Below are 18,909 nucleotides of genomic sequence, written 5' to 3' on the forward strand. Positions count from 1 at the left end.
CAGGCCACCCGTTCTGGGCAACCTTTGGTTGTAAGGAAGTGAATGCCATATGTCAATCAAGCCGTTCGGCATATTTCCGGCCGCATGCATTATGATTTTATCCGTTGGTCTCGTAAATCACGTACTCATCGTGCCGCTTATCTTGAGCGCCGCACATAGAGACGCCTGGATGGCGGTCTTCGTCGCACTGATCTTTATCCTGCCCTGGACGGCCATTCCGCTGTTTGGAGCATTGTCCAAGCTGCAGGGCAAGCGACTTGACCACTGGATGAAGGAACGACTCCCCTTGCACGTCGCTTGGATATTCATTGGGTACATGATGCTGTTCGCGTTCACGACGGCAACGGAAACGCTAATCATAACAGTCTCTTGGGCGGAGACAACGTATCTTAGCAACACGCCTCCCATCGCGGTTCTGATCGTATTTGTCGGGTTATGCGTGTATGCGGCGAGTTTGGGACTGCGAACGATTGCATTTGTCAGTTGTTTGCTGCTTCCCGTCGTTGTCCTTGTTGGCGACTTTGTCATGTCGGCCAATATGCCGCACAAGGATTACCGTTATCTGCTCCCCATGCTCGAGAATGGCATGCCCCCGGTCTTGCAAGCTTCGTTGTATTCAATTACTGCATTCGGAGAGCTGTTCCTGCTTCTGCTTATGCAGCATCACTTCAAGTCCTCCTTCAAGCGCTGGCATCTGATTGTGCTTGTCGCCTTCCTGGCGCTGCTTGCAGTTGGACCGGTAACGGGGGCGATATCGGAATTCGGTCCCTTCGAGGCAGAAAAGATGAGGTATCCGGCCTTCTCGCAGTGGAGGCTCGTCACGATCGGGCGTTATTTCGAGCATGTCGATTTTTTTGCTATCTACCAGTGGTTGTCCGGCTCGATGATTCGTATATCGCTCAGCATTTATTTGATCGCGGAGTTTAGTCCCGTCGGGAAGTTGAAGCGGAGAAGCGTCGGCCTAATCTTCATTGGGGCAGTGGCTGGTGGAGTGTCCCTGTACTGGGTCCATCATATGGTCGATTATGCGAGGGTGATCAGTTTCTCCTATCTCTATGGCGGCATCGTGTCTTGCGGCATGGTTATCGTCGTATACGGCCTAACATTTGTAAAAGCAAGGAGGAGCGGCAATGGACGGACGAGAGCTGGATCAGCAGAGCGAGACGAGCGGCAATGACAGAAGCGAGCGGATAAGCAGGGAGAGATTCCGCGAGCTCATCGAACCGTGCAAGGACGTTTTTAATCATGTCCTGCGCGTTCCCGACGCAGAAGACAAGTCGGGCATCCAATGCGAATTGTATTATTGCGACGGCATGGTTGACGGTCAAATGTTCCAGATGGGTCTTATTCCTATGCTGGAAAATTGGAAGCGGCATACATCGACATTCCGTACGGGAAACGACCACGGTTACGGTTACAGGCAATCTGGCGACACCGAGGAGCATTCCGAACATGCCTCTCATGATGGCGATTCTGCGGAATCATGCAGCCGTCATCCTAGCGATATGTTCAACGAAACCGAAGGCGACGAAGACCGTCTGTTCGAGTGCTTGTTCGCGGGCACCGTTATCCTTCTATTCTCCGATCGGGAATCGTTTTACGAGTTCAACATCGCAAGCTTGCCTTCCCGCAATCCCGAAGAATCTACAATGGAGTTATCCCTTAAGGGACCGAGGGACGGCTTCGTAGAGAAGCTGTCGGTCAATATCGCCCTGGTGCGCATGAGAATGAGGACGCCAAACCTCCACGTAGAGTATTTCATCATCGGAACGGAGACCAGAACGGAGATCGGGTTTCTCTATATGTCCGATCAAGCCAAGCCGGAGCTGGTGGAGGAGGCGAAGCGGCGGCTTCGTTCCATCACGATCCCCAGTCTGCAAGGGGCAGGAGAGCTGGAGGAGCTCATCAGCGACAGGCCCAAATCCCTGTTTCCGCTTGTGAATTACGTGGGCCGTCCCGACTTTGTCGTCCATTCTCTGATGAAAGGGAGAGTCGCGATCCTTGTGGACGGCACGCCGGCCGCATTGATTGCCCCTGGCAACATGACATTGCTCATCAAATCGCCTGAAGATGCGCATCTCCCTTATTATTACGTCACGATGGAGAGGCTGCTTCGTTTCACCGGCTTGTTCGTCGCCATGTTCCTGCCCGGTTTCTGGGTAGCGCTATGCTCCTTCAATACGGATCAAATTCCGTTTACGCTGCTTGCTACCGTGACCATGTCGCGAATCGGACTGCCTATCTCAGCCACGATGGAGATGTTCCTCATGTTGGGTATGTTCGAGCTGTTCCGGGAAGCCGGCGTTCGGCTTCCACGCCCCGTAGGCCAGACGGTATCCGTCGTCGGAGGGCTCATTATCGGAGACGCCGCGATCCGAGCCGGCATGACATCGCCGACGATGTTGGTCGTCGCGGCTGTCGCTGCCGTGTCGACATTTACGCTGGTTAACCAATCGTTAGCCGGCTCCGTCAGCGTTATTCGGTTCTATGTGCTGATTTTGTCCTCCATCTTCGGCATGTACGGCTACTTCGTATCGATGTTCTCGGTTCTGTTATACATGTGCTCGCTAGAATCATTCGGACAGCCGTATATGGCTCCTCTGGCGCCTATTCGTTTCAAGGAAGTTGCCGCCGCCATAATTAATAAACCCTGGACTTCTTATAAGAAAGCGAGGCGGTCATGATTACTTTATCCCGTCTGATCCGCACCGGAATTGCGGCAGCGACTCTTGCTTCTCTAAGCGTGATTGCAGGCTGTTGGGACGAAGTGAATCTGCAAGACGTTAGTTATGTGTCGGCTCTCGGGATCGATTACGTAGACGAAAAGATCGTCATCTATGGGCAGATAATCAATTTCGCTTCCGTGGCCAAGTCTGACGCTCCGAATTCAAAACCCGCGGAGACGTGGGTCGGCACAGGTACGGGCAATTCCACTCTGCTTGCTTACTATGATTTGATGCGGGCCGGATATGCGACTCTTAATCTGGAGCATCTCAAGACGGTGCTCATCCATGAACGGGCCGCTGGTCAAATCGAAGATGTCTTGGACGCGCTGAACCGTCAGAGGGCTTCGAGGTACACTTCGCTTATTTTTGGGACGACGGACGATATCGAGAATGTATTGAATTCAGATAACTTTTTTAATCAATCGCCGCTCTATAGCGTTCTTTACATGCCTAAGCCGCATGAAGAACAATACACGTTCATCGAGCCGCTTCAGATGCAACTGGCCGTCCAGACCATAAGAGAACCGAAGGATCTCACGCTTCTTCCCGTCATCAACAGCAGCGGAACCCATTGGAGCAAGAGGGGGAAGCCCATCTCAACCCAGCTCATCTCGGGGGTGTTTGTCTACAAGGATTTTAAGTACATGGGGTACTTCTCGGAAAAGTCCGTGATAGGGCTCCGTTGGCTGAATCCGGAGTTTAAGCAAGTGCTCGTGGAAGCGGAGCAGGGGGGAGCAACGAGCACCGTATCGATCAAACATGCCAAGTCAAGCCTGGAAGTCTCCAAGGCGGGAGGAGGTCCGAGATTTACAATATCGCTGAAGTTGTCGGGGTCGGTTGTCGAACTGGATGGCGAGATGACGAAGGAGGGAATCGAAAGCTCCGTAGAAGAGCTTGTACGAGGACAAATCCAATCGCTGTTCGATACGGGCAGGGAAAGAGGAGTAGACTTTCTGGAGCTCGAGCATTATCTGTATCGCTACCATAATCGTTATTGGCACGAACACATCGAGAAGGAAGATTGGAATAAAGGAACGCTTGCAGAGATCAAGGTGGACTTCGGGCTGACCGACTCCGGCAAGTTTGTTTTGAGGAAGGGAGCATAATTTGGAGGATTTGGCTCATAATACGGAAGGCAAGATAAGATGTTTGCGCTCCGAGGGCCAAGCATCTTCACCATTTAGGATAAGGGAGGCTTCACCTTGCTACAGCCAATGACAGCCAAAGAACTGGAATACGTAGCGGATTCCATGTCGAACGAGGACCTGCTGATGAAGCAATGCGCCGCAGTCGTAGCGGCGTCCATGACGCCGGCAATCCGCAACTGCTGCACGCAGATGATCAGCATGCATCAACAACATTACGATTCGCTGATGCACGCTATCCAGCATCATCAGCAAGTGGCTCCTACGCAGCCGCAATAACAGGTCGGAGTCAAGCAACCAATACTTGTGGAGGGATAATCAATGAACCATCAAGCCAACAAGCAACTTTTATCGGAAGAGGATTTGGCTTCCACCGTGCTTTCCGATCTCAAGCGGGTTGTTCGCGAATATGCAACGGCAACGACGGAATCCACATGCCCGGACATGAGACAGCTGTTTACGAAGCTGCTCAACAACACGCTAAACGCGCAAGGCCAGCTGTTTACGGCCATGCAGCAGGCGAATATGTATAATACGGCATCTCCGGCGCTTCGTCAGGAACTGGACAAGCAGGCGCAGCAGTATAAACAGACACAGCAGCAAACGAAGCAGTTCCTTCAGCAGAATCTGGGCGGCCAGCAGCAGTCCATGTATGTGCCGGCTGGCGGGCAGCAGCAGGCAAGCCAATCGCAGCATCAGTCTTATTTCAATTAGAGACCCCGTCGGGGTCTTTTCTTTTTTCCTTTGCAGGAACCGAGTATTTCTTGTAAAATATTCGTTATAACCTTGGATCGCGAGCCGGAAGGAGTAGTGGAATGACGGAACTGCAATTAAAAGTGTTGGAGCTGCTGAAGGAAGACGCCCGCAGAGACGCGGAGTTGATCGCGACGATGTTAGGCGTACCCCTGGAAGACGTGAAGGAAGCCATCTCGGCGATGGAGGAAAACCATATCATCGTGAAATACGCCACCGTTGTCAATTGGAGCAAGGTAGACGACGAAAAGGTAACGGCCCTGATCGAGGTTCAAATTACGCCGGAGCGCGGCAGAGGGTTCGAGGGCATAGCCGAACGCATTTATTTATATCCGGAAGTGAAATCCGTGTACTTGATGTCCGGCGCTTACGACCTGCTTGTAGAGATCGAAGGCAAAAATTTAAAGGAGGTCGCCTCATTCGTATCGAACAAGCTTTCGCCGATTGATGCGGTGCTGTCGACCAAGACATTTTTTATACTTAAAAAATACAAACAGGACGGCATTATCTTCGATGAGCACGAAGGTGACCATCGCTTGATGGTATCGCCGTAACATAAGAAGGTGGCGCGTATGATGAAAGAGGAGCTGGAGGTTTCCTCAGGGCTCGCCCGGCGGCAATCGATGAGCGATTATTTGTCCCCGCTGGTCAGGGGGATTAAACCGTCGGGCATCCGCCGTTTTTTTGATTTGGTAAGCACGCGCAAGGACGTCATTACGCTCGGCGTAGGAGAGCCTGACTTTGTCACTCCCTGGCACGTACGGGAGGCAGCCGTCTATGCGCTGGAGACAGGCAAGACCCAATACACGTCGAACGCCGGCATGCCCGAGCTTCGGGAAGCTATCTGCCAATATTTGGACGATTCGTTTGATATCGCGTATAACCCCGCAGACGAAGTGATCGTAACCGTCGGCGGCAGCGAGGCCATCGATCTTGCGCTTCGCGCGCTGATCGCGCCGGGGGACGAGATCCTTATTCCCGAGCCTTGTTATATTTCGTATTCGCCGATAACGGCGCTTAGCGGCGGCGTTCCCGTCGGCATCGAGACGTTCTCGGCCGACGCGTTCAAGCTGACGGCGGAGTCGCTCAAGAAGGCGATCACGCCGCGCTCCAAAGTTCTTATTCTCTGTTATCCCAGCAATCCGACCGGCGGCATCATGACGTACGAGGATTGGCTGCCGATCGCGAAGGTCGTCGAGGAGAACGATCTGATCGTCATCTCCGACGAGATCTACGCGGAGCTGACCTACGGTTCGAAGCACGTGAGCTTCGCGGCGGTTCCCGGCATGAAGGACCGCACGATTCTCGTCAGCGGCTTCTCCAAGGCATTTGCGATGACGGGTTGGCGGATGGGCTACATGTGCGGACACTCCGAGTTGCTGTCGGCCATGCTCAAGATTCATCAATATACGGTCATGTGCGCGCCGATCATGGCCCAATACGCGGCGCTTGAAGCTCTGCAGCACGGGCTGGAAGAAAAGGACCGCATGGTGGAGTCGTACAATCAACGTCGCCGCCTCGTCGTTAAAGGCTTTCGGGACATCGGCCTGGATTGCCACGAGCCGCAAGGCGCGTTCTACGCGTTCCCGTCTGTAACGTCTACTGGGCTAAGCAGCGAAGTATTCGCGCAGCGGCTGCTTGAGGAAGCCGGAGTCGCTGCAGTTCCCGGCGATGTGTTCGGCTTGGGAGGCGAGGGCCACCTGCGCTGCTCCTACGCAACATCCGTCACTCAATTGACGGAGGCGATCGATCGGATCGGCAATTTCGTTCATAAGTTGAAGGGATAGGTTTCAGCAGGTCGGAGTGATGTCCGGCCTGCTGTTTGCTGTCATAGAGAGGAGCTGGAAGTAGGGATGCAGCTGTATACAAGAACGGGAGACAAAGGCGAGACCTCCTTGATCGGCGGGCGAGTGCGGAAGGACGATGCCCGCGTCGAGGCTTACGGCACGATCGACGAGTTAAACAGCTTTGTCGGATTGGCGGCGGCGGAAGCTGTTAAACACGAGCAGTTGCGCGATCTGGCATGCAGGCTGATCGATATTCAGCAGGAGCTGTTCGATTGCGGCTCCGATCTGGCGTATGCGCAGGAAGGAGCTCCGTTAAAGATGGACGGAGAGCCGGCCGTTCGTCTCGAACAATGGATGGACGGATATGTGGCGGAGTCGCCGGAGATCACGAAGTTTATTTTGCCTGGAGGCAGCAGCGCCTCGTCGGCCTTGCATGTCTGCCGGACGGTTTGCCGAAGAGCGGAGCGCAGGGTGGTGACGCTGGCGGGCGAGCATGCCATTAACGAAGATGTTCTCGTTTACTTGAACAGGCTGTCCGACTTCCTGTTCGCGGCGGCGCGTTACGCCAATGCCAAGCTCGGCGTGCCGGACACGGAATATGTGCGAAGCGCGAACGTGTTCCGCAAGGGCAAGGGCAAAGGCAAGGGAAAGAGCGAAGGAGCAACAAAAGGCAAGACCGAGGACAAAAGGTAAGACCGAGGGTGAAACGGAATAGAAGAAATGAGTGTTGCGTCAAATGGACGAACAAAACGTGGACAATACGCATGACAAAGTCGATGGGGAGACTTGGCGTTTGGGAAAGGGGGACGAAGCGTTGCCGGCTTCGACCATAAACCTGGACGATCGTTATTATCCGTCTCTTGAAGTGAAGGTCGACGCGCAGGACGCCGGGAAGGAAGTTCGCACGGTACTGGAGAGACGTCTCGGCGTCTCCCGCAAGCTCTTGTCGCAAGTGAAGCTGACGGAGCATGGACTAACCGTTAACGAGCTGCGAGCGTACACATCGGCCAAAGTATCTGAAGGGGACGTCATTCGGCTGCGGATGGAGCGGGAAGAATCGGACGACATCCTGCCGGAAAACATTCCGTTCCAGATCGTCTTCGAGGACGAGAGTCTGCTCATCGTAAATAAACCGGCAGGCATGATCGTTCATCCCACGCACGGACATTACACGGGCACGCTTGCGAATGCCGTCGTGTATCATTGGAAATCGCTCGGCGAGAGGGTGCGCTTCCGTCCCATTCACCGATTGGACGAAGAGACGTCGGGACTGGTCGCGATCGCGAAGACGGGGTATGTTCACCAGCAAATTTCGGAGCAGCTCCAGGCAGGCGAAGTAGACAAGCGCTATCGTGCTTATGTATACGGCTCGCCCGATCCGTCTAGCGGGGTCGTAAACGAACCGATTGACAGAGACAGCGACCGGCCCCATCTGCGAGTCGTTAGACCCGACGGGTATCCGTCTATTACGCATTATGAGACGGCCGAAACCTTCGGTGCGGAGCAAGTGGGGGAAAGGGCGGCGGCCTGCATCAAGCTGAAGCTTGAGACGGGCCGGACGCATCAGATCCGCGTACATATGCGCCATCTCGGCTACCCGCTCATCGGGGACAAACTCTATGGGCCGGACGAGGGCGGCATTGAGCGCTGGGAGCAAACCGTCGGCAGGCAAGCGTTGCATGCGGAGACGTTAAGTTTCGTTCATCCTATGACGAAGCAGCGTATGGTTTGGCATGCGCCGCTGCCGCCCGAGTTGATCCAACTGGAGGCAGTGTTGCGCGGCAAGTGCTGACATTGCGGCAGGGCCTGCGAGTATGAAAAATCATACACAATGAGCCCGAACAGGTGGTTTCGAGGCTCGCGAGTATAGAAACAAGCACAACGATCGTAGAAAGGAGAATCACGATGAGCACAGCTAACAAGATTACAATCATTCAATATCCCAAATGCAGCACCTGCAAGGCTGCGGTGAAGTCGCTGAAGGAGAAGGGCAACGAAGTTGTTCTTCGCGATATTAACGAGGATACCCCGACTGCTGCGGAGCTCAAAGCATTGCTGGAGCTGGGAGGCTTCGAGCTCAAGAAGCTGTTCAACACTTCAGGAGAGGTTTATCGGGAGCTTGGGCTAAAGGACAAGCTCGCTTCGATGAGCGAAAACGAGAAGCTGGAGCTGCTATCGCAGCACGGCATGTTGATCAAACGTCCGATCGCGACGGACGGCAAGCAAGTGACTATCGGCTACAAAGAAGAACAATATGCGGACGTATGGGGGAAATTATGAGCAAGGGACAAAGTCGGCGTTTCCGCGCGAAACGGCTGTCGCACTTGGGCTCCTCGATTTTCTCGGAGGTGGCGGCGTGGAAGCGCGATGCGGCGGCAAATGGTCTTGATATTATTGATCTCGGCATCGGAAGTCCCGACCAGCCGCCTGCCGCAGCAATTCGCCAGTCGCTGGCAAATGCGGCGCTAAGAGAGGATATGTATGCTTATCCAGCCACGAGCAGCGGCTTGCCCTTCCGGGAAGCGGCGGCTGAGTGGATGAACTATCGCTTCGGCGTGCAGGCGGATCCCGCCGCGGAAATCGTCACGTTAATGGGCTCGCAGGATGGACTGGCCCACCTGGCAATGGCCGTCTGCGATCCTGGCGATGCCGCTTTCGTGCCGGATCCCGGATATCCCATCTATGCGGCTTCGCTGGCATTGGCCGGCGTGGAACCCATCTTCCTGCCGCTTCGCGAGGATAGTAACTTCCTGCCCGATCTGGATGCCATACCGGAGAACGAATGGAATAGAGCATCCTTCATCCTGCTCAATTATCCTAATAATCCATTATCTGCTGTTGCGAATCTGGATTTCTTCGAGAAGCTGATTGTTAAAGCGCGTAAGCACGATGTGCTTGTCGTTCACGATCTGGCCTACTCCGAGATGGGCTTCGACGGCGTGCTGCCTCCAAGCATTCTTCAAGTCCCGGGTGCGATGGAACAGGCGGTCGAGTTCCATTCGTTGTCCAAAAGCTTCAACATGGCGGGCTGCCGAATCGGCTTCCTTGTCGGCAATCGAGATGTCGTCGCCGCCTTGCGCGAGCTGAAAGGCAACATCGATTATGGCGTATTCGATCCTGTCCAAGAGGCTGGCATTACGGCGCTTCGAGCTGCGATGTCCAATGATCGCGAAGCTTATATGCCGGCTGCGAGCGCAATCTATGAGCGGAGAAGAGATGTTTTTGTTCGTGCGCTCCGCGAGGCCGGTTGGGAAGTTGAGGCGCCTAAAGCGACGATGTTCGTATGGGCCAAGCTGCCCAAGCTGATGGGAAACGACGGAGAATTATGGAGCTCAAGAACCATTTCCCAGGAAATGCTGAGGGCAACCGGCGTCGTCGTTATTCCCGGCGAAGCGTTCGGCGCAGAGGGAGAAGGTTATGTTCGTATCGCGCTGGTAGAAAATGAAGACCGATTATTGGAAGCGGCGGCAAGAATCGGAGTATTCATCCGTTCGTCCAATGTGGTAGGATATTGAGGAGAACATAGTCGCGAAATCGAGTGTTTCAATAACTTGCACATGCAAGCATAGCAGGAGCTGATTATTGATGAACGGTCAAAAGGTTTTGTTGGTGGATGGCATGGCTATCTTATTCCGCGCGTACTTCGCAACCTCGTTTACGGGAAGCATTCGCCGGACAAGCAGCGGCATGCCGGTCAACGCCGTGCACGGCTTCGTCCGCTACTTTATGGATGCCATATCGAAGTTCGACCCGACGCATGTCATCTGCTGCTGGGATATGGGAAGCAAGACGTTTCGCACGGAGCAATACGACGGATACAAATCGAATCGGCCTGCCGCGCCCGAGGATCTGATCCCGCAATTCGATCTTGTCAAAGAGGTCGTTGCAAGCTTCGGCGTACCCAATGTCGGCATCGAAGGCTACGAAGCCGATGACTGCATCGGCACGCTGGCTTCGCGCTTTAAGCATCACGCGGACGTTGTTGTCGTGACCGGCGACCATGATTTGCTGCAATTGGTGGATGAACGGGTATCCATCGCGATCATGAAGAAGGGCATCGGCAATTACCTGGTATATTCGCCGGCGGTGCTGCTGGAGGAGCGTGGATTGACGCCGCTGCAGGTCATTGATATCAAAGGGCTCATGGGCGATACAAGCGACAATTATCCCGGCGTTCGCGGCATTGGCGAGAAGACGGCGCTTAAGCTTATTCAGGAGCATGGCTCTATCGATGTACTGCTAGCTAACCTGGAGGCCGTCTCGAAGACGATCCGCGCGAAGATCGAAGCCGATATCGAGATGCTGCATTTATCCCGCCAGCTGGCGACGATTCGCTGCGATGCTCCGTTGGATACGCAGATCGACAGCTGCGGCTGGCAATATGACCGCCAGCTCGTTCTCAGCAAATTCGAGGAGCTGGAGTTCAAAAGCCTGGTCGCTTTGATTAGCTAGACAAAACAGCTCGTAAAGGGAGACCTTTACGAGCTGTTTGTTTATAGCCTCTTTGTATGTGACCGAAACATTAAAAATAGAAAATAAGGCGCGCCGATTAGTGTAATGAGTAGGCCGGACGGGATTTCGACGGGAGCAAGTACCGTTCGACCGATAGCGTCGGCCAATACAAGAAACAGAGCCCCAAGCAAGCTTGATAATACGATGGATTGCCGCGTGTTATGCCCGATTATGCTTCTTACCATATGAGGGACGATTAAGCCTAGAAAACCTACGGTCCCTACAGTAGCGACAGCGCCTGCAGAGAGAAGAACGCCTACAGTCATTGCAGCGAGTCTTGTTCTGCGCACGGATAAACCGAATCCAATCGAGCTGTCGTCAGAGAACGCGAGCAAATCAAACTTGCGACCGAGCCACCACGCAAGCGGAAGGAGCACGGCCAGAAATAGACAGATGATATGAAATTGATCCCATGTGCGACCGTAAGTCGAACCTGTCAACCATATATAGCCCGTACTGCCCCATAATGGCCCAAGTACGATAAGGGCTTGAATGCCCGCGGAGCCGATAGCGGATACCGCGATTCCCAGAAGAATAAGAACCGACGGATTAAGCGACTTTCGCCACGCGAACAGAAATATGACGGCCGCGGCAATTATAGCTCCGCCTACAGCGGCGATCGGAAGAAATACGATCGGAAGTTGCGGCCATGCAATAAGCACAAGCAGCGCTCCGAAGCCAGCCCCCGATGTCACCCCCAGGATAGAAGAATCGGCTAATGGATTGCGAACGGAAGCCTGGATCAGAACTCCGCTAACGCTCAGAGCTATTCCTGCGGCTGCGGCAACCAGGGTGCGAGGCAATCGCAAATTCAAGAGGATGGAATAGGATTCCGCTTCGTCGGATCCAATCAAGCTGGCGAATAATTGGCTTAGCGGAATACGCGTGCCGCCCATCGTCATGCTTGCAAGAATGAATGAGACAACCAGAAGAAGCACGATGGATGCGAGTAGCGGGAAGCGAATATGAACGCGATTTCTGCCAATAGACATGGAAGCGGCTAAGGAGCCCGTAATCCCCTTCATCTTTTTGAGTATGAGCCAGATTAGCCATGGTGCTCCGATGATTGCCATCATGGCTCCTACGGGCATTTCGCCCATACTGCTGCGAATCATGCGTGTCATAATGTCTGCCGCAGTGAGCAATACGGCTCCCCATAGAGCAGCGGCGGGAATAAGCCAATTGTGCTTGCGCAAGCCGCTAAGACGCACCAAGTGCGGGGCGACAAGACCTACGAATCCGATCGGTCCGGCTACGCTGACTACGACTGAAGCGGCAAGCACCGCAATCGCCAAGCCTGCAAAGCGGGTTAGTGCTACCCTCTGGCCTAATGATGCGGCGGTGGATTGATCCAGGTTTAATACATCGAATTGTTTGCCCATAAAAAAAGCGATGATTATAACTGCGCAGACTCCAGGCCAAGCATATGCAACGCCTTTCCAATCAAGCTGGGAGAGCGAGCCAGATCCCCATAAAAACAACGACTGTGTTTTTGTTGCATGGAAGATATGCAGAGCGCTTGTAAAGGAACCAATGACCATAGCTACGATCATGCCGGCAAGAGCTAGTCGGATGGGACTCGAAGCTCGACCGCCTCCGAGAACATAAGCACACATTGCAGCTAAACTTCCGCCGGCGGCGGCAAAGAGAAACGGCGACTGGTGTAGCAGGCTGGGGAAATAGATCGTTCCAGCAACAACCATAAAATAAGCGCCGGCATTAATGCCAAGCGTATCGGTGGAAGCCAGCGGATTTTTAGTAACGGTTTGCAGCAAGACCCCGGCTACTGCAAGCCCTGCCCCGGATAATACTCCTAATACCGCTCGAGGCATGCGCATATCCCAAATCAAATTATGCAAGAGCTGATCCTGACGATGGAATAGGGCTTCCATCACGATCTTGAAAGTGATTTGCGCTTCTCCGAAGCACAGACTGGCTATCAACAGAATCAAGAGGGCGGCTAAGCCGCCCCCGAATAAACCAATGATTCTCATTTTGTTATAGCTGCAACAACGCGGTCAACCAATACTTTGGAGGAGAGGGGACCGCCGAAGGTCCATGTGTCTCCGCCTATGCCGTAAGTCCGATTTTCCTTTACGAAATTCAAACCGTTCCAAACTTTATTATCCTTTACCGAGTCGCCGAAAACGTTATCGTCTTCCTGAACGATGTAGATGAAATTGGAGTCGCTGACTGCCGGCAGAGCTTCAAAGGTGGTATCTGTAAATCCATACTTCTCGAATTTCTCCGATTTCCAGTCGCTGGTTAACCCGATACGATCGAGTGTTTGAACGACAGTCGACGTATCCGTAAACATCCTCAACGTAGCGGCATTCTGGCTGCTGAAGGCTTGGGTAATGACGTAATTGAATTTGTCTTTGCCGGCTGCCGCAAGTTTTTCCTTAGCCGCCGCATAATGAGCATCAAGGTCTGCGAGTACTTTATCGGCTTCCGCCGATTTGCCTACTGCAGCAGCAATGGTTTTAAAATCGTTGACCATCCCGGTATAGGCGTCCCCTTCGTTTGGATAGGGATCAAATTCAATTGTAGGCGCAATATCATTAAGTTGATTGTAGATCGCATCGTTATTGTCTGTATTCGAGATAATAAGATCTGGCTTTAATGTCGCGATCGTCTCCAGGTTGGGCTCCCAGCGCAAGCCGACATCCGTAACGTTATCAGCGAGTGCCGCTTCGTCGGTCACCCAAAGCGTATATTCCGCATTGTCGGCATTGCCTACAGGCTGAATGCCCAGCGCAATGAGTTCCTCGGAATAGATCCACTCCAAGGCGACGACTCGCACAGCAGGTTTGTCAAGCGTAGTCTCGCCTTTTCCGTGTTTAATAACGATTGGACCACTCGTATTGGCGTTATTAGCAACATTACTGTTGGTATTGTCCGAATTTTTTGAGCCGCAAGCCGCGATGATAAATACGATACACAATAACACGATACTGATCTGTAAAAAACGCTTCATTATGGTTCCCCCTGATATCGCTATAGTTCGTAGCAATTAATAATGAGAATCAATATTAATTGCAACATCAATGAGATTATCATTGTTTAGTAGATGCTGTCAATAACCTTTAATCATGACATTTTCTATCAAGCGCTGCGATTGTTTTTTACGAAAGTGGCGATCAGCTTTCATCCCGAGATAACAGTAGAGCATTATACTGACAAGGAGCTCATGATAAACAAATATACGCAGCCTAGACAAGGCAAGGAGGTTTCCCAGATGGGGATTCATCAATATTTTTGGTCGCTTAACGAGTTAGAGAGAATCTACAGATGCCCGGGCAAATTTAAATTCGAGGAACACAGCGTCGCGGCCCATTCGTGGAAGGTCGTTCAATACGCCAAAACGCTTGCGGACATCGAGGAAAGAAACGGCGTTACCGTCGATTGGAAGAAGCTGTACGAAATTACGAGCAGCCACGATTACGGTGAAATATTTATCGGCGATATCAAGACGCCGGTCAAACACGCGTCAAGAGAGCTCAGAGCGTTGATTCAGCAAGTAGAGGAAGGGATGGTTGATCGTTTCATCGAAGAACATATTCCCGAGGAATTCAAGCCGATTTTCCGCAGACAGTTGCAGGAAGGGAAGGACAATTCGACGGAGGGTCTGATTCTGGAGGTGGCAGACAAGCTCGACCAGGTATACGAGGCGTTTGCGGAGCTCAAGCGCGGCAACACCGAGAAGGAATTTATCGAGATGTACCGTCATGCGTTAATCAAGATCAGTCATATCCGGCTGCACTGCGTCGATTATTTTTTGGATCAAATATTGCCGGACATGGTGAACGACGAGATCGTCTCTCGGGTCGACATTCGCAGCATTACGGACGAAGCGCTTGGCGGCAGGCGGAACGGGATGGAGCAATGAAGGCTACTATGTTGTATCGGAACTAAAGCTGGTTACTCGAGCCTCCTTGGCGGACGAGCAGCCAGCTTTTTTGGCGTTTTAAGCAAAGAGCGCCAAAGTTAAGTTGTTCACTATAACGAATGATTATGAATCTTTTTTCATGAAAAGCCTATCATGTCGGGTATTGACCTGTTCTCTTTAAAGAACTACAATAAAGGAAATGTACGTTATAACGACTTCCCGATAACCGTTACGTTTGCTAAGGCCATCGATACGGATCTAATCTGATTGAAGGAGACGACTATGATTGGGGAACGGATCAAATCGCTAAGGGAAAAGAAGGGATATTCGATCACGAAACTCGCGGATCTGGCGGGCGTATCGAAATCGTATTTGAGCTACATCGAACGCAACGTGCAAAACAATCCTTCCCTTCAGGTGCTGGCTAAAATCGCCTATCATCTGGACACCAATATGGAATATCTGCTCGGCGAAGAGCTTGCTCCAAAAGTATCCGTGGAGGATGTGCTCGACGAGGAATGGCATTCGATATTGCGAGACGCGGTCGACGAGGGGATGAGCTCCGGGGATTTCCGCGCGCTGAAGGACCTGGTGAGATCGCATAAGTGGAAGGACGAGGGGCTCGTGCCCGGCAAAAAGAAAACGTCGAACATCATTATTCTCCACATCGATCACTAAAAGTTCACAAAAATTTGAAGTTCAACCGTATTGACATGTTCTATATAAAGAACTACACTTGGGTTAGCGTTCTATATAACTAACGATATGAGTGGGTGTATGAATGGAAACTAGGGAAATCGACTTGAGAATTGTATTTCAGACGATAAAAAAGAGGTTATGGTTAATCGCGCTTATTACCGGCTTGCTCACAGTACTTGGCATTCTCTACAATTCTAGGCCGGAGCCGCAAGTCTTCGTATCGTCCACTCGCGTGATCATCTCCGCCAACAGCGAAATGATGACGACTGTCAGAGCGCTCGTACGCGAGCCGATCGTTCTGAACGGAGTCATCAACGAGCTCCAGCTTAATGCTACGCCGGGACAGCTCAGAAGCCAGATTCGCGTTGACAGCGTAGACTCCTCTCTGATTACGGTTATTAGCGTGCTCGACAGTCATCCCGAACGGGCGGCAGATGTCGCAAATGCGATCGTCGATCATTACCGGGAGGTAGCGATGGATACGCTAGGAGTCCATAACATCCGGCTGCTGACCGCCGCCGAGCCCAATCCCGTTCCGATAAATACGACTAGCAATACGATTGTGTATATCGCCTTTATCGTCGGCCTGATTCTAAGCATAACGTTGGCCTTCTTGCTGGAGTCGCTGGACGATTCCGTCCGTACGGAACAGGATGTGGAGACGAGGCTGGGACTGAATATGCTGGGGCAGGTATCTGGGATCAAATCTCGTTCCGTAGCCCAGCAGATCAGGAAGCCGAAGTCCGCGATAATAAGGAGTGAGAGTATTGGTCCGTGAGAAAGCGAAAATCGCCAAAAAAATCGTTAACCGCAGTCTGATGACCTTTTTGCATCCGGGGCACCGAGTCTCCGAGCAATTCCGTTCCATCCGCAACAATATCCAATTCGCCTCGGAGGGCAAGAGTATTCGCACTCTGATCGTTACTTCCCCTTCGGAGGGAGACGGAAAGTCGACTGCCGCCGTTAATTTGGCCATCAGCATGACGCAAAGAGGGGAGCGTGTTCTTCTTATCGATGCGAGCTTTCGAAATCCCATTCTGCACAAGCTGTTCGGCATCCAGATGTCTCCCGGCTTGTCCAGCGTGCTTGGCAACCAGCTGACGTTAAAGGAAGCGGCTCAACCGACCGAGATTGAAGGTCTGGATCTGCTTACGAGCGGCGTTCAGCATACCTATTCCACCGATATGCTGGATTCTTATCGCATGAAGGAAGTGTTGGAGGCCGCAGCTTCCCTATACGACCGGGTCGTTATTGATTGTCCGGCCGTGCTCTCGGCCCCAGATACCAATGCGCTCGTAAACAAGTGTGACGGAGTTGTTCTTCTTCTCCGCTTTGGAAGGACATCCAAAGCCAAGGCGCTGGAAGCGAAGCAGGCGTTGACATTCGCCGGAGCTAACATTATCGGAGCGATCCTGAATAAAAGAAGCGTTAGATGATCCCGATCGGATAACGCTTTTTTGCGGCGAGGCTTGAGAAAAAAGCGTTGACTCATGTCATGGTGTTCTTAATAAAGAACAACTGGTGGTTGAAACAAGAAAGGTGAGGATTAAGATGACGTATCGACGAAGGCTGTCGCTGCTCGTTCTGCTGGATTCGGCGATTGTTGCCGCTGCCGTATGGTTAGGCCGTTTGCTCCTGGAGCCTGCATATGAGAATGGAGGAACGCCCTACTTATTCGTCGCGGCGGCGCTTCTGGCTGCTCATCACGGCTTCTTTACGGTCTATAAGCTCTACAAGAAAGCTTGGGAGTACGCAAGCATTGGCGAGCTTCTCATTATTCTTAGAGCGGTCACGCTGTCGGTTGCCGTCGTCGGGCTAGCGGGACTTGCGGTCTACCAACAGGCGGAGTGGCGGCTGCTGATCTCGATATGGCTTATCCATCTCATGCTCGTTTGCGGATCGAGGCTGCTATGGAGAATTGTCAGGGGCGGATTTAACCGGCATAGCGGCAAACGCAGGCGGACGCTAATCGTCGGAGCGGGTTCGGCAGGCACGATGCTCGTCAGGCAGCTTCTGGGCAACTCCGGAACCGAGCTGTATCCGGTCGCTTTCGTCGATGACGATCCGCACAAGCTGAATCTGGATATTATGGGCATTCCGGTATGCGGCAGCGTGAAAGAAATCGTGTCGAAGGCGAAGGCGTTCGAGATCGACAACATCGTTATCGCGATACCGTCGCTTAGCAAGAAGGGATTGTACGACATCTATACGGAATGCGCGAAGACATCGGCGAAGACGCAGACGATTCCCATGCTGGAGGATCTGGCAACAGGACGCATCTCCGTAACGCAATTCCGCGACGTGCAAGTCGAGGATCTGCTCGGACGCGAGCCCGTAGAACTCGACATCGACAGCATCTCCGGTTATGTAACGGGCAAGGTGGTGCTGGTGACGGGGGCCGGTGGATCGATCGGGTCTGAGGTGTGCAGGCAAATTTCGCGGTTCCTGCCGGAGAAGCTGGTGCTTCTGGGCCATGGCGAAAACAGCATCTACGCGGTAGAGCTGGAGCTCAAGGAGATGTTCAAGGATTCGAAAATCAAGTTTTATACGGAAATAGCAGACCTTCAGGATGCGGATAAAATGATGTCGGTCATGCTGCACCATCGTCCACAGGTCGTCTACCATGCGGCGGCTCACAAACATGTGCCTTTGATGGAGCGGAATCCGGAGGAAGCGTTCAAGAACAATGTGCTGGGCACGCTGAACACGGCAAAGGCGGCGGGAAAAGCCCGCGTCGAGACTTTCGTAATGATCTCGACCGACAAAGCCGTCAATCCTACCAGCGTCATGGGAGCCACCAAGCGGCTTGCCGAGATGATCATCCAGCATATGGACCGCGTCAGCTCGACGAAATATGTCGCGGTACGGTTCGGCAACGTGCTTGGCAGCAGGGGCAGCGTCATCCCGCTCTTTCGGAAGCAGATCGAGCGGGGCGGTCCGGTCACCGTGACGCATCCGGATATGGTTCGTTATTTTATGACCATTCCGGAGGCATCAAGACTTGTGATCCAGGCAGGCGCGCTGGCTAAGGGAGGAGAAATCTTCGTGCTCGACATGGGGGAGCCGGTACGGATTACGGATCTCGCTCAAAACGTCATCCGGATGTCGGGTTACGCCGTCGAAGAGATCGGAATCGTGTACACCGGCATCAGGCCAGGCGAGAAGCTGTTCGAAGAAATGCTGGGGGATAAGGAAGTTACGGAACAGCAGGTATATCCAAAGATCTACGTCGGCAAGGCGTCCGTCATTCTGTTCGAGGAGATCGAAGCGATCATTGCGGATTTCCCGGCCATGAACGGCGCGGAGCTGAAAGTCAGGCTGCTGGATCTGGCGAATCATGTCGTTCCGGAATCGCAGTCGAATCTGGCGACCATTACGGGATAGATGAGAAGGGAGCG

General features: G+C 52.8%; 19 protein-coding genes. 17 read left to right on the forward strand and 2 right to left on the reverse strand.

The genetic code is table 11. From position 1 onward, the window contains the following. Positions 1-49 precede the first annotated feature (49 nt). The 12 genes from H7F31_RS13820 (at position 50) to H7F31_RS13875 (ending at position 10,863) form a co-directional block, all read left to right on the forward strand. Entirely contained in the window at positions 50-1,177 is a 1,128-nt protein-coding gene (locus H7F31_RS13820) for an endospore germination permease (RefSeq protein ID WP_187104648.1), read from the forward strand. Continuing rightward, positions 1,131-2,684 (forward strand): spore germination protein, encoded by a 1,554-nt coding sequence (locus tag H7F31_RS13825; RefSeq protein WP_187104649.1) that lies wholly within the window; start codon positions 1,131-1,133, stop codon positions 2,682-2,684. Before H7F31_RS13820 ends, H7F31_RS13825 begins: the two co-directional genes overlap by 47 nt. After that, a complete protein-coding gene (locus H7F31_RS13830) occupies positions 2,681-3,832 on the forward strand; it encodes a Ger(x)C family spore germination protein (protein WP_187104650.1) in 1,152 nt (383 codons plus the stop codon). The genes H7F31_RS13825 and H7F31_RS13830 overlap by 4 nt, the downstream gene beginning before the upstream one ends. Before the next feature lie 96 nt (positions 3,833-3,928). After that, positions 3,929-4,150: a hypothetical protein gene (locus H7F31_RS13835; RefSeq protein ID WP_258235036.1), complete on the forward strand. Its 222-nt coding sequence runs from the start codon at positions 3,929-3,931 to the stop codon at positions 4,148-4,150. Positions 4,151-4,192: 42 nt separating this feature from the next. Further along, positions 4,193-4,585, forward strand: coding sequence for a spore coat protein (locus H7F31_RS13840; RefSeq protein WP_187104651.1), 393 nt, complete (start codon positions 4,193-4,195; stop codon positions 4,583-4,585). Positions 4,586-4,686: 101 nt separating this feature from the next. Next, positions 4,687-5,178, forward strand: coding sequence for an Lrp/AsnC family transcriptional regulator (locus H7F31_RS13845; RefSeq protein ID WP_187104652.1), 492 nt, complete (start codon positions 4,687-4,689; stop codon positions 5,176-5,178). Between the two features lie 18 nt (positions 5,179-5,196). Next, positions 5,197-6,411 carry an aminotransferase class I/II-fold pyridoxal phosphate-dependent enzyme gene (locus H7F31_RS13850; RefSeq protein ID WP_187104653.1) on the forward strand — a complete coding sequence of 405 codons (1,215 nt, stop codon included), beginning with the start codon at positions 5,197-5,199 and terminating at the stop codon, positions 6,409-6,411. Between the two features lie 66 nt (positions 6,412-6,477). Further along, the gene (locus H7F31_RS13855) at positions 6,478-7,104 is read left to right on the forward strand and encodes a cob(I)yrinic acid a,c-diamide adenosyltransferase (protein WP_187104654.1); all 627 of its coding nucleotides are present in this window, start codon (positions 6,478-6,480) and stop codon (positions 7,102-7,104) included. A 43-nt stretch (positions 7,105-7,147) separates the two neighbouring features. Continuing rightward, a complete protein-coding gene (locus H7F31_RS13860; RefSeq protein WP_187104655.1) occupies positions 7,148-8,203 on the forward strand; it encodes an RluA family pseudouridine synthase in 1,056 nt (351 codons plus the stop codon). Between the two features lie 113 nt (positions 8,204-8,316). Continuing rightward, positions 8,317-8,691, forward strand: a complete 375-nt coding sequence (locus H7F31_RS13865) for an arsenate reductase family protein (RefSeq protein ID WP_187104656.1) — start codon at positions 8,317-8,319, stop codon at positions 8,689-8,691. After that, complete coding sequence (locus tag H7F31_RS13870; protein WP_187104657.1) at positions 8,688-9,926, forward strand: aminotransferase class I/II-fold pyridoxal phosphate-dependent enzyme; 1,239 nt, start codon at positions 8,688-8,690, stop codon at positions 9,924-9,926. The genes H7F31_RS13865 and H7F31_RS13870 overlap by 4 nt, the downstream gene beginning before the upstream one ends. 70 nt (positions 9,927-9,996) lie before the next feature. Beyond that, positions 9,997-10,863: a 5'-3' exonuclease gene (locus H7F31_RS13875; RefSeq protein ID WP_181376698.1), complete on the forward strand. Its 867-nt coding sequence runs from the start codon at positions 9,997-9,999 to the stop codon at positions 10,861-10,863. Between the two features lie 41 nt (positions 10,864-10,904). On the opposite strand, the gene H7F31_RS13880 is transcribed toward H7F31_RS13875, so the two are convergent. Beyond that, positions 10,905-12,917: an iron ABC transporter permease gene (locus H7F31_RS13880; RefSeq protein WP_187104658.1), complete on the reverse strand. Its 2,013-nt coding sequence runs from the start codon at positions 12,915-12,917 to the stop codon at positions 10,905-10,907. Further along, on the reverse strand, positions 12,914-13,900 hold the full coding sequence (locus H7F31_RS13885; RefSeq protein WP_187104659.1) for an ABC transporter substrate-binding protein: 987 nt from the start codon (positions 13,898-13,900) through the stop codon (positions 12,914-12,916). The genes H7F31_RS13880 and H7F31_RS13885 overlap by 4 nt, the downstream gene beginning before the upstream one ends. A gap of 261 nt (positions 13,901-14,161) precedes the next feature. Between H7F31_RS13885 and H7F31_RS13890 the strand changes: the two genes are divergently transcribed. The 5 genes from H7F31_RS13890 (at position 14,162) to H7F31_RS13910 (ending at position 18,895) form a co-directional block, all read left to right on the forward strand. Next, positions 14,162-14,812 carry a YfbR-like 5'-deoxynucleotidase gene (locus H7F31_RS13890; protein WP_108993836.1) on the forward strand — a complete coding sequence of 217 codons (651 nt, stop codon included), beginning with the start codon at positions 14,162-14,164 and terminating at the stop codon, positions 14,810-14,812. A 282-nt stretch (positions 14,813-15,094) separates the two neighbouring features. Next, positions 15,095-15,490, forward strand: coding sequence for a helix-turn-helix domain-containing protein (locus tag H7F31_RS13895; protein ID WP_087566703.1), 396 nt, complete (start codon positions 15,095-15,097; stop codon positions 15,488-15,490). A gap of 103 nt (positions 15,491-15,593) precedes the next feature. Next, positions 15,594-16,289, forward strand: a complete 696-nt coding sequence (locus H7F31_RS13900; protein WP_187104660.1) for a YveK family protein — start codon at positions 15,594-15,596, stop codon at positions 16,287-16,289. Beyond that, positions 16,279-16,947, forward strand: a complete 669-nt coding sequence (locus H7F31_RS13905; RefSeq protein ID WP_087566701.1) for a CpsD/CapB family tyrosine-protein kinase — start codon at positions 16,279-16,281, stop codon at positions 16,945-16,947. The genes H7F31_RS13900 and H7F31_RS13905 overlap by 11 nt, the downstream gene beginning before the upstream one ends. A gap of 115 nt (positions 16,948-17,062) precedes the next feature. Beyond that, on the forward strand, positions 17,063-18,895 hold the full coding sequence (locus H7F31_RS13910; RefSeq protein ID WP_187104661.1) for a polysaccharide biosynthesis protein: 1,833 nt from the start codon (positions 17,063-17,065) through the stop codon (positions 18,893-18,895). The last annotated feature ends 14 nt before the right edge of the window (positions 18,896-18,909 follow it).

It is taken from the genome of Paenibacillus sp. PAMC21692 (genome assembly GCF_014303795.1).
GTDB lineage: Bacteria > Bacillota > Bacilli > Paenibacillales > Paenibacillaceae > Pristimantibacillus > Pristimantibacillus agaridevorans.

Coding starts and splice junctions, on each gene's coding strand:
- H7F31_RS13820 (WP_187104648.1), top strand. CDS start 50: ATGTCAATCAAGCCGTTCGGCATATTTCCGGCCGCATGCATTATGATT.
- H7F31_RS13825 (WP_187104649.1), top strand. CDS start 1,131: ATGGACGGACGAGAGCTGGATCAGCAGAGCGAGACGAGCGGCAATGAC.
- H7F31_RS13830 (WP_187104650.1), top strand. CDS start 2,681: ATGATTACTTTATCCCGTCTGATCCGCACCGGAATTGCGGCAGCGACT.
- H7F31_RS13840 (WP_187104651.1), top strand. CDS start 4,193: ATGAACCATCAAGCCAACAAGCAACTTTTATCGGAAGAGGATTTGGCT.
- H7F31_RS13845 (WP_187104652.1), top strand. CDS start 4,687: ATGACGGAACTGCAATTAAAAGTGTTGGAGCTGCTGAAGGAAGACGCC.
- H7F31_RS13850 (WP_187104653.1), top strand. CDS start 5,197: ATGATGAAAGAGGAGCTGGAGGTTTCCTCAGGGCTCGCCCGGCGGCAA.
- H7F31_RS13855 (WP_187104654.1), top strand. CDS start 6,478: ATGCAGCTGTATACAAGAACGGGAGACAAAGGCGAGACCTCCTTGATC.
- H7F31_RS13860 (WP_187104655.1), top strand. CDS start 7,148: ATGGACGAACAAAACGTGGACAATACGCATGACAAAGTCGATGGGGAG.
- H7F31_RS13865 (WP_187104656.1), top strand. CDS start 8,317: ATGAGCACAGCTAACAAGATTACAATCATTCAATATCCCAAATGCAGC.
- H7F31_RS13870 (WP_187104657.1), top strand. CDS start 8,688: ATGAGCAAGGGACAAAGTCGGCGTTTCCGCGCGAAACGGCTGTCGCAC.
- H7F31_RS13875 (WP_181376698.1), top strand. CDS start 9,997: ATGAACGGTCAAAAGGTTTTGTTGGTGGATGGCATGGCTATCTTATTC.
- H7F31_RS13880 (WP_187104658.1), bottom strand. CDS start 12,917: ATGAGAATCATTGGTTTATTCGGGGGCGGCTTAGCCGCCCTCTTGATT.
- H7F31_RS13885 (WP_187104659.1), bottom strand. CDS start 13,900: ATGAAGCGTTTTTTACAGATCAGTATCGTGTTATTGTGTATCGTATTT.
- H7F31_RS13890 (WP_108993836.1), top strand. CDS start 14,162: ATGGGGATTCATCAATATTTTTGGTCGCTTAACGAGTTAGAGAGAATC.
- H7F31_RS13895 (WP_087566703.1), top strand. CDS start 15,095: ATGATTGGGGAACGGATCAAATCGCTAAGGGAAAAGAAGGGATATTCG.
- H7F31_RS13900 (WP_187104660.1), top strand. CDS start 15,594: ATGGAAACTAGGGAAATCGACTTGAGAATTGTATTTCAGACGATAAAA.
- H7F31_RS13910 (WP_187104661.1), top strand. CDS start 17,063: ATGACGTATCGACGAAGGCTGTCGCTGCTCGTTCTGCTGGATTCGGCG.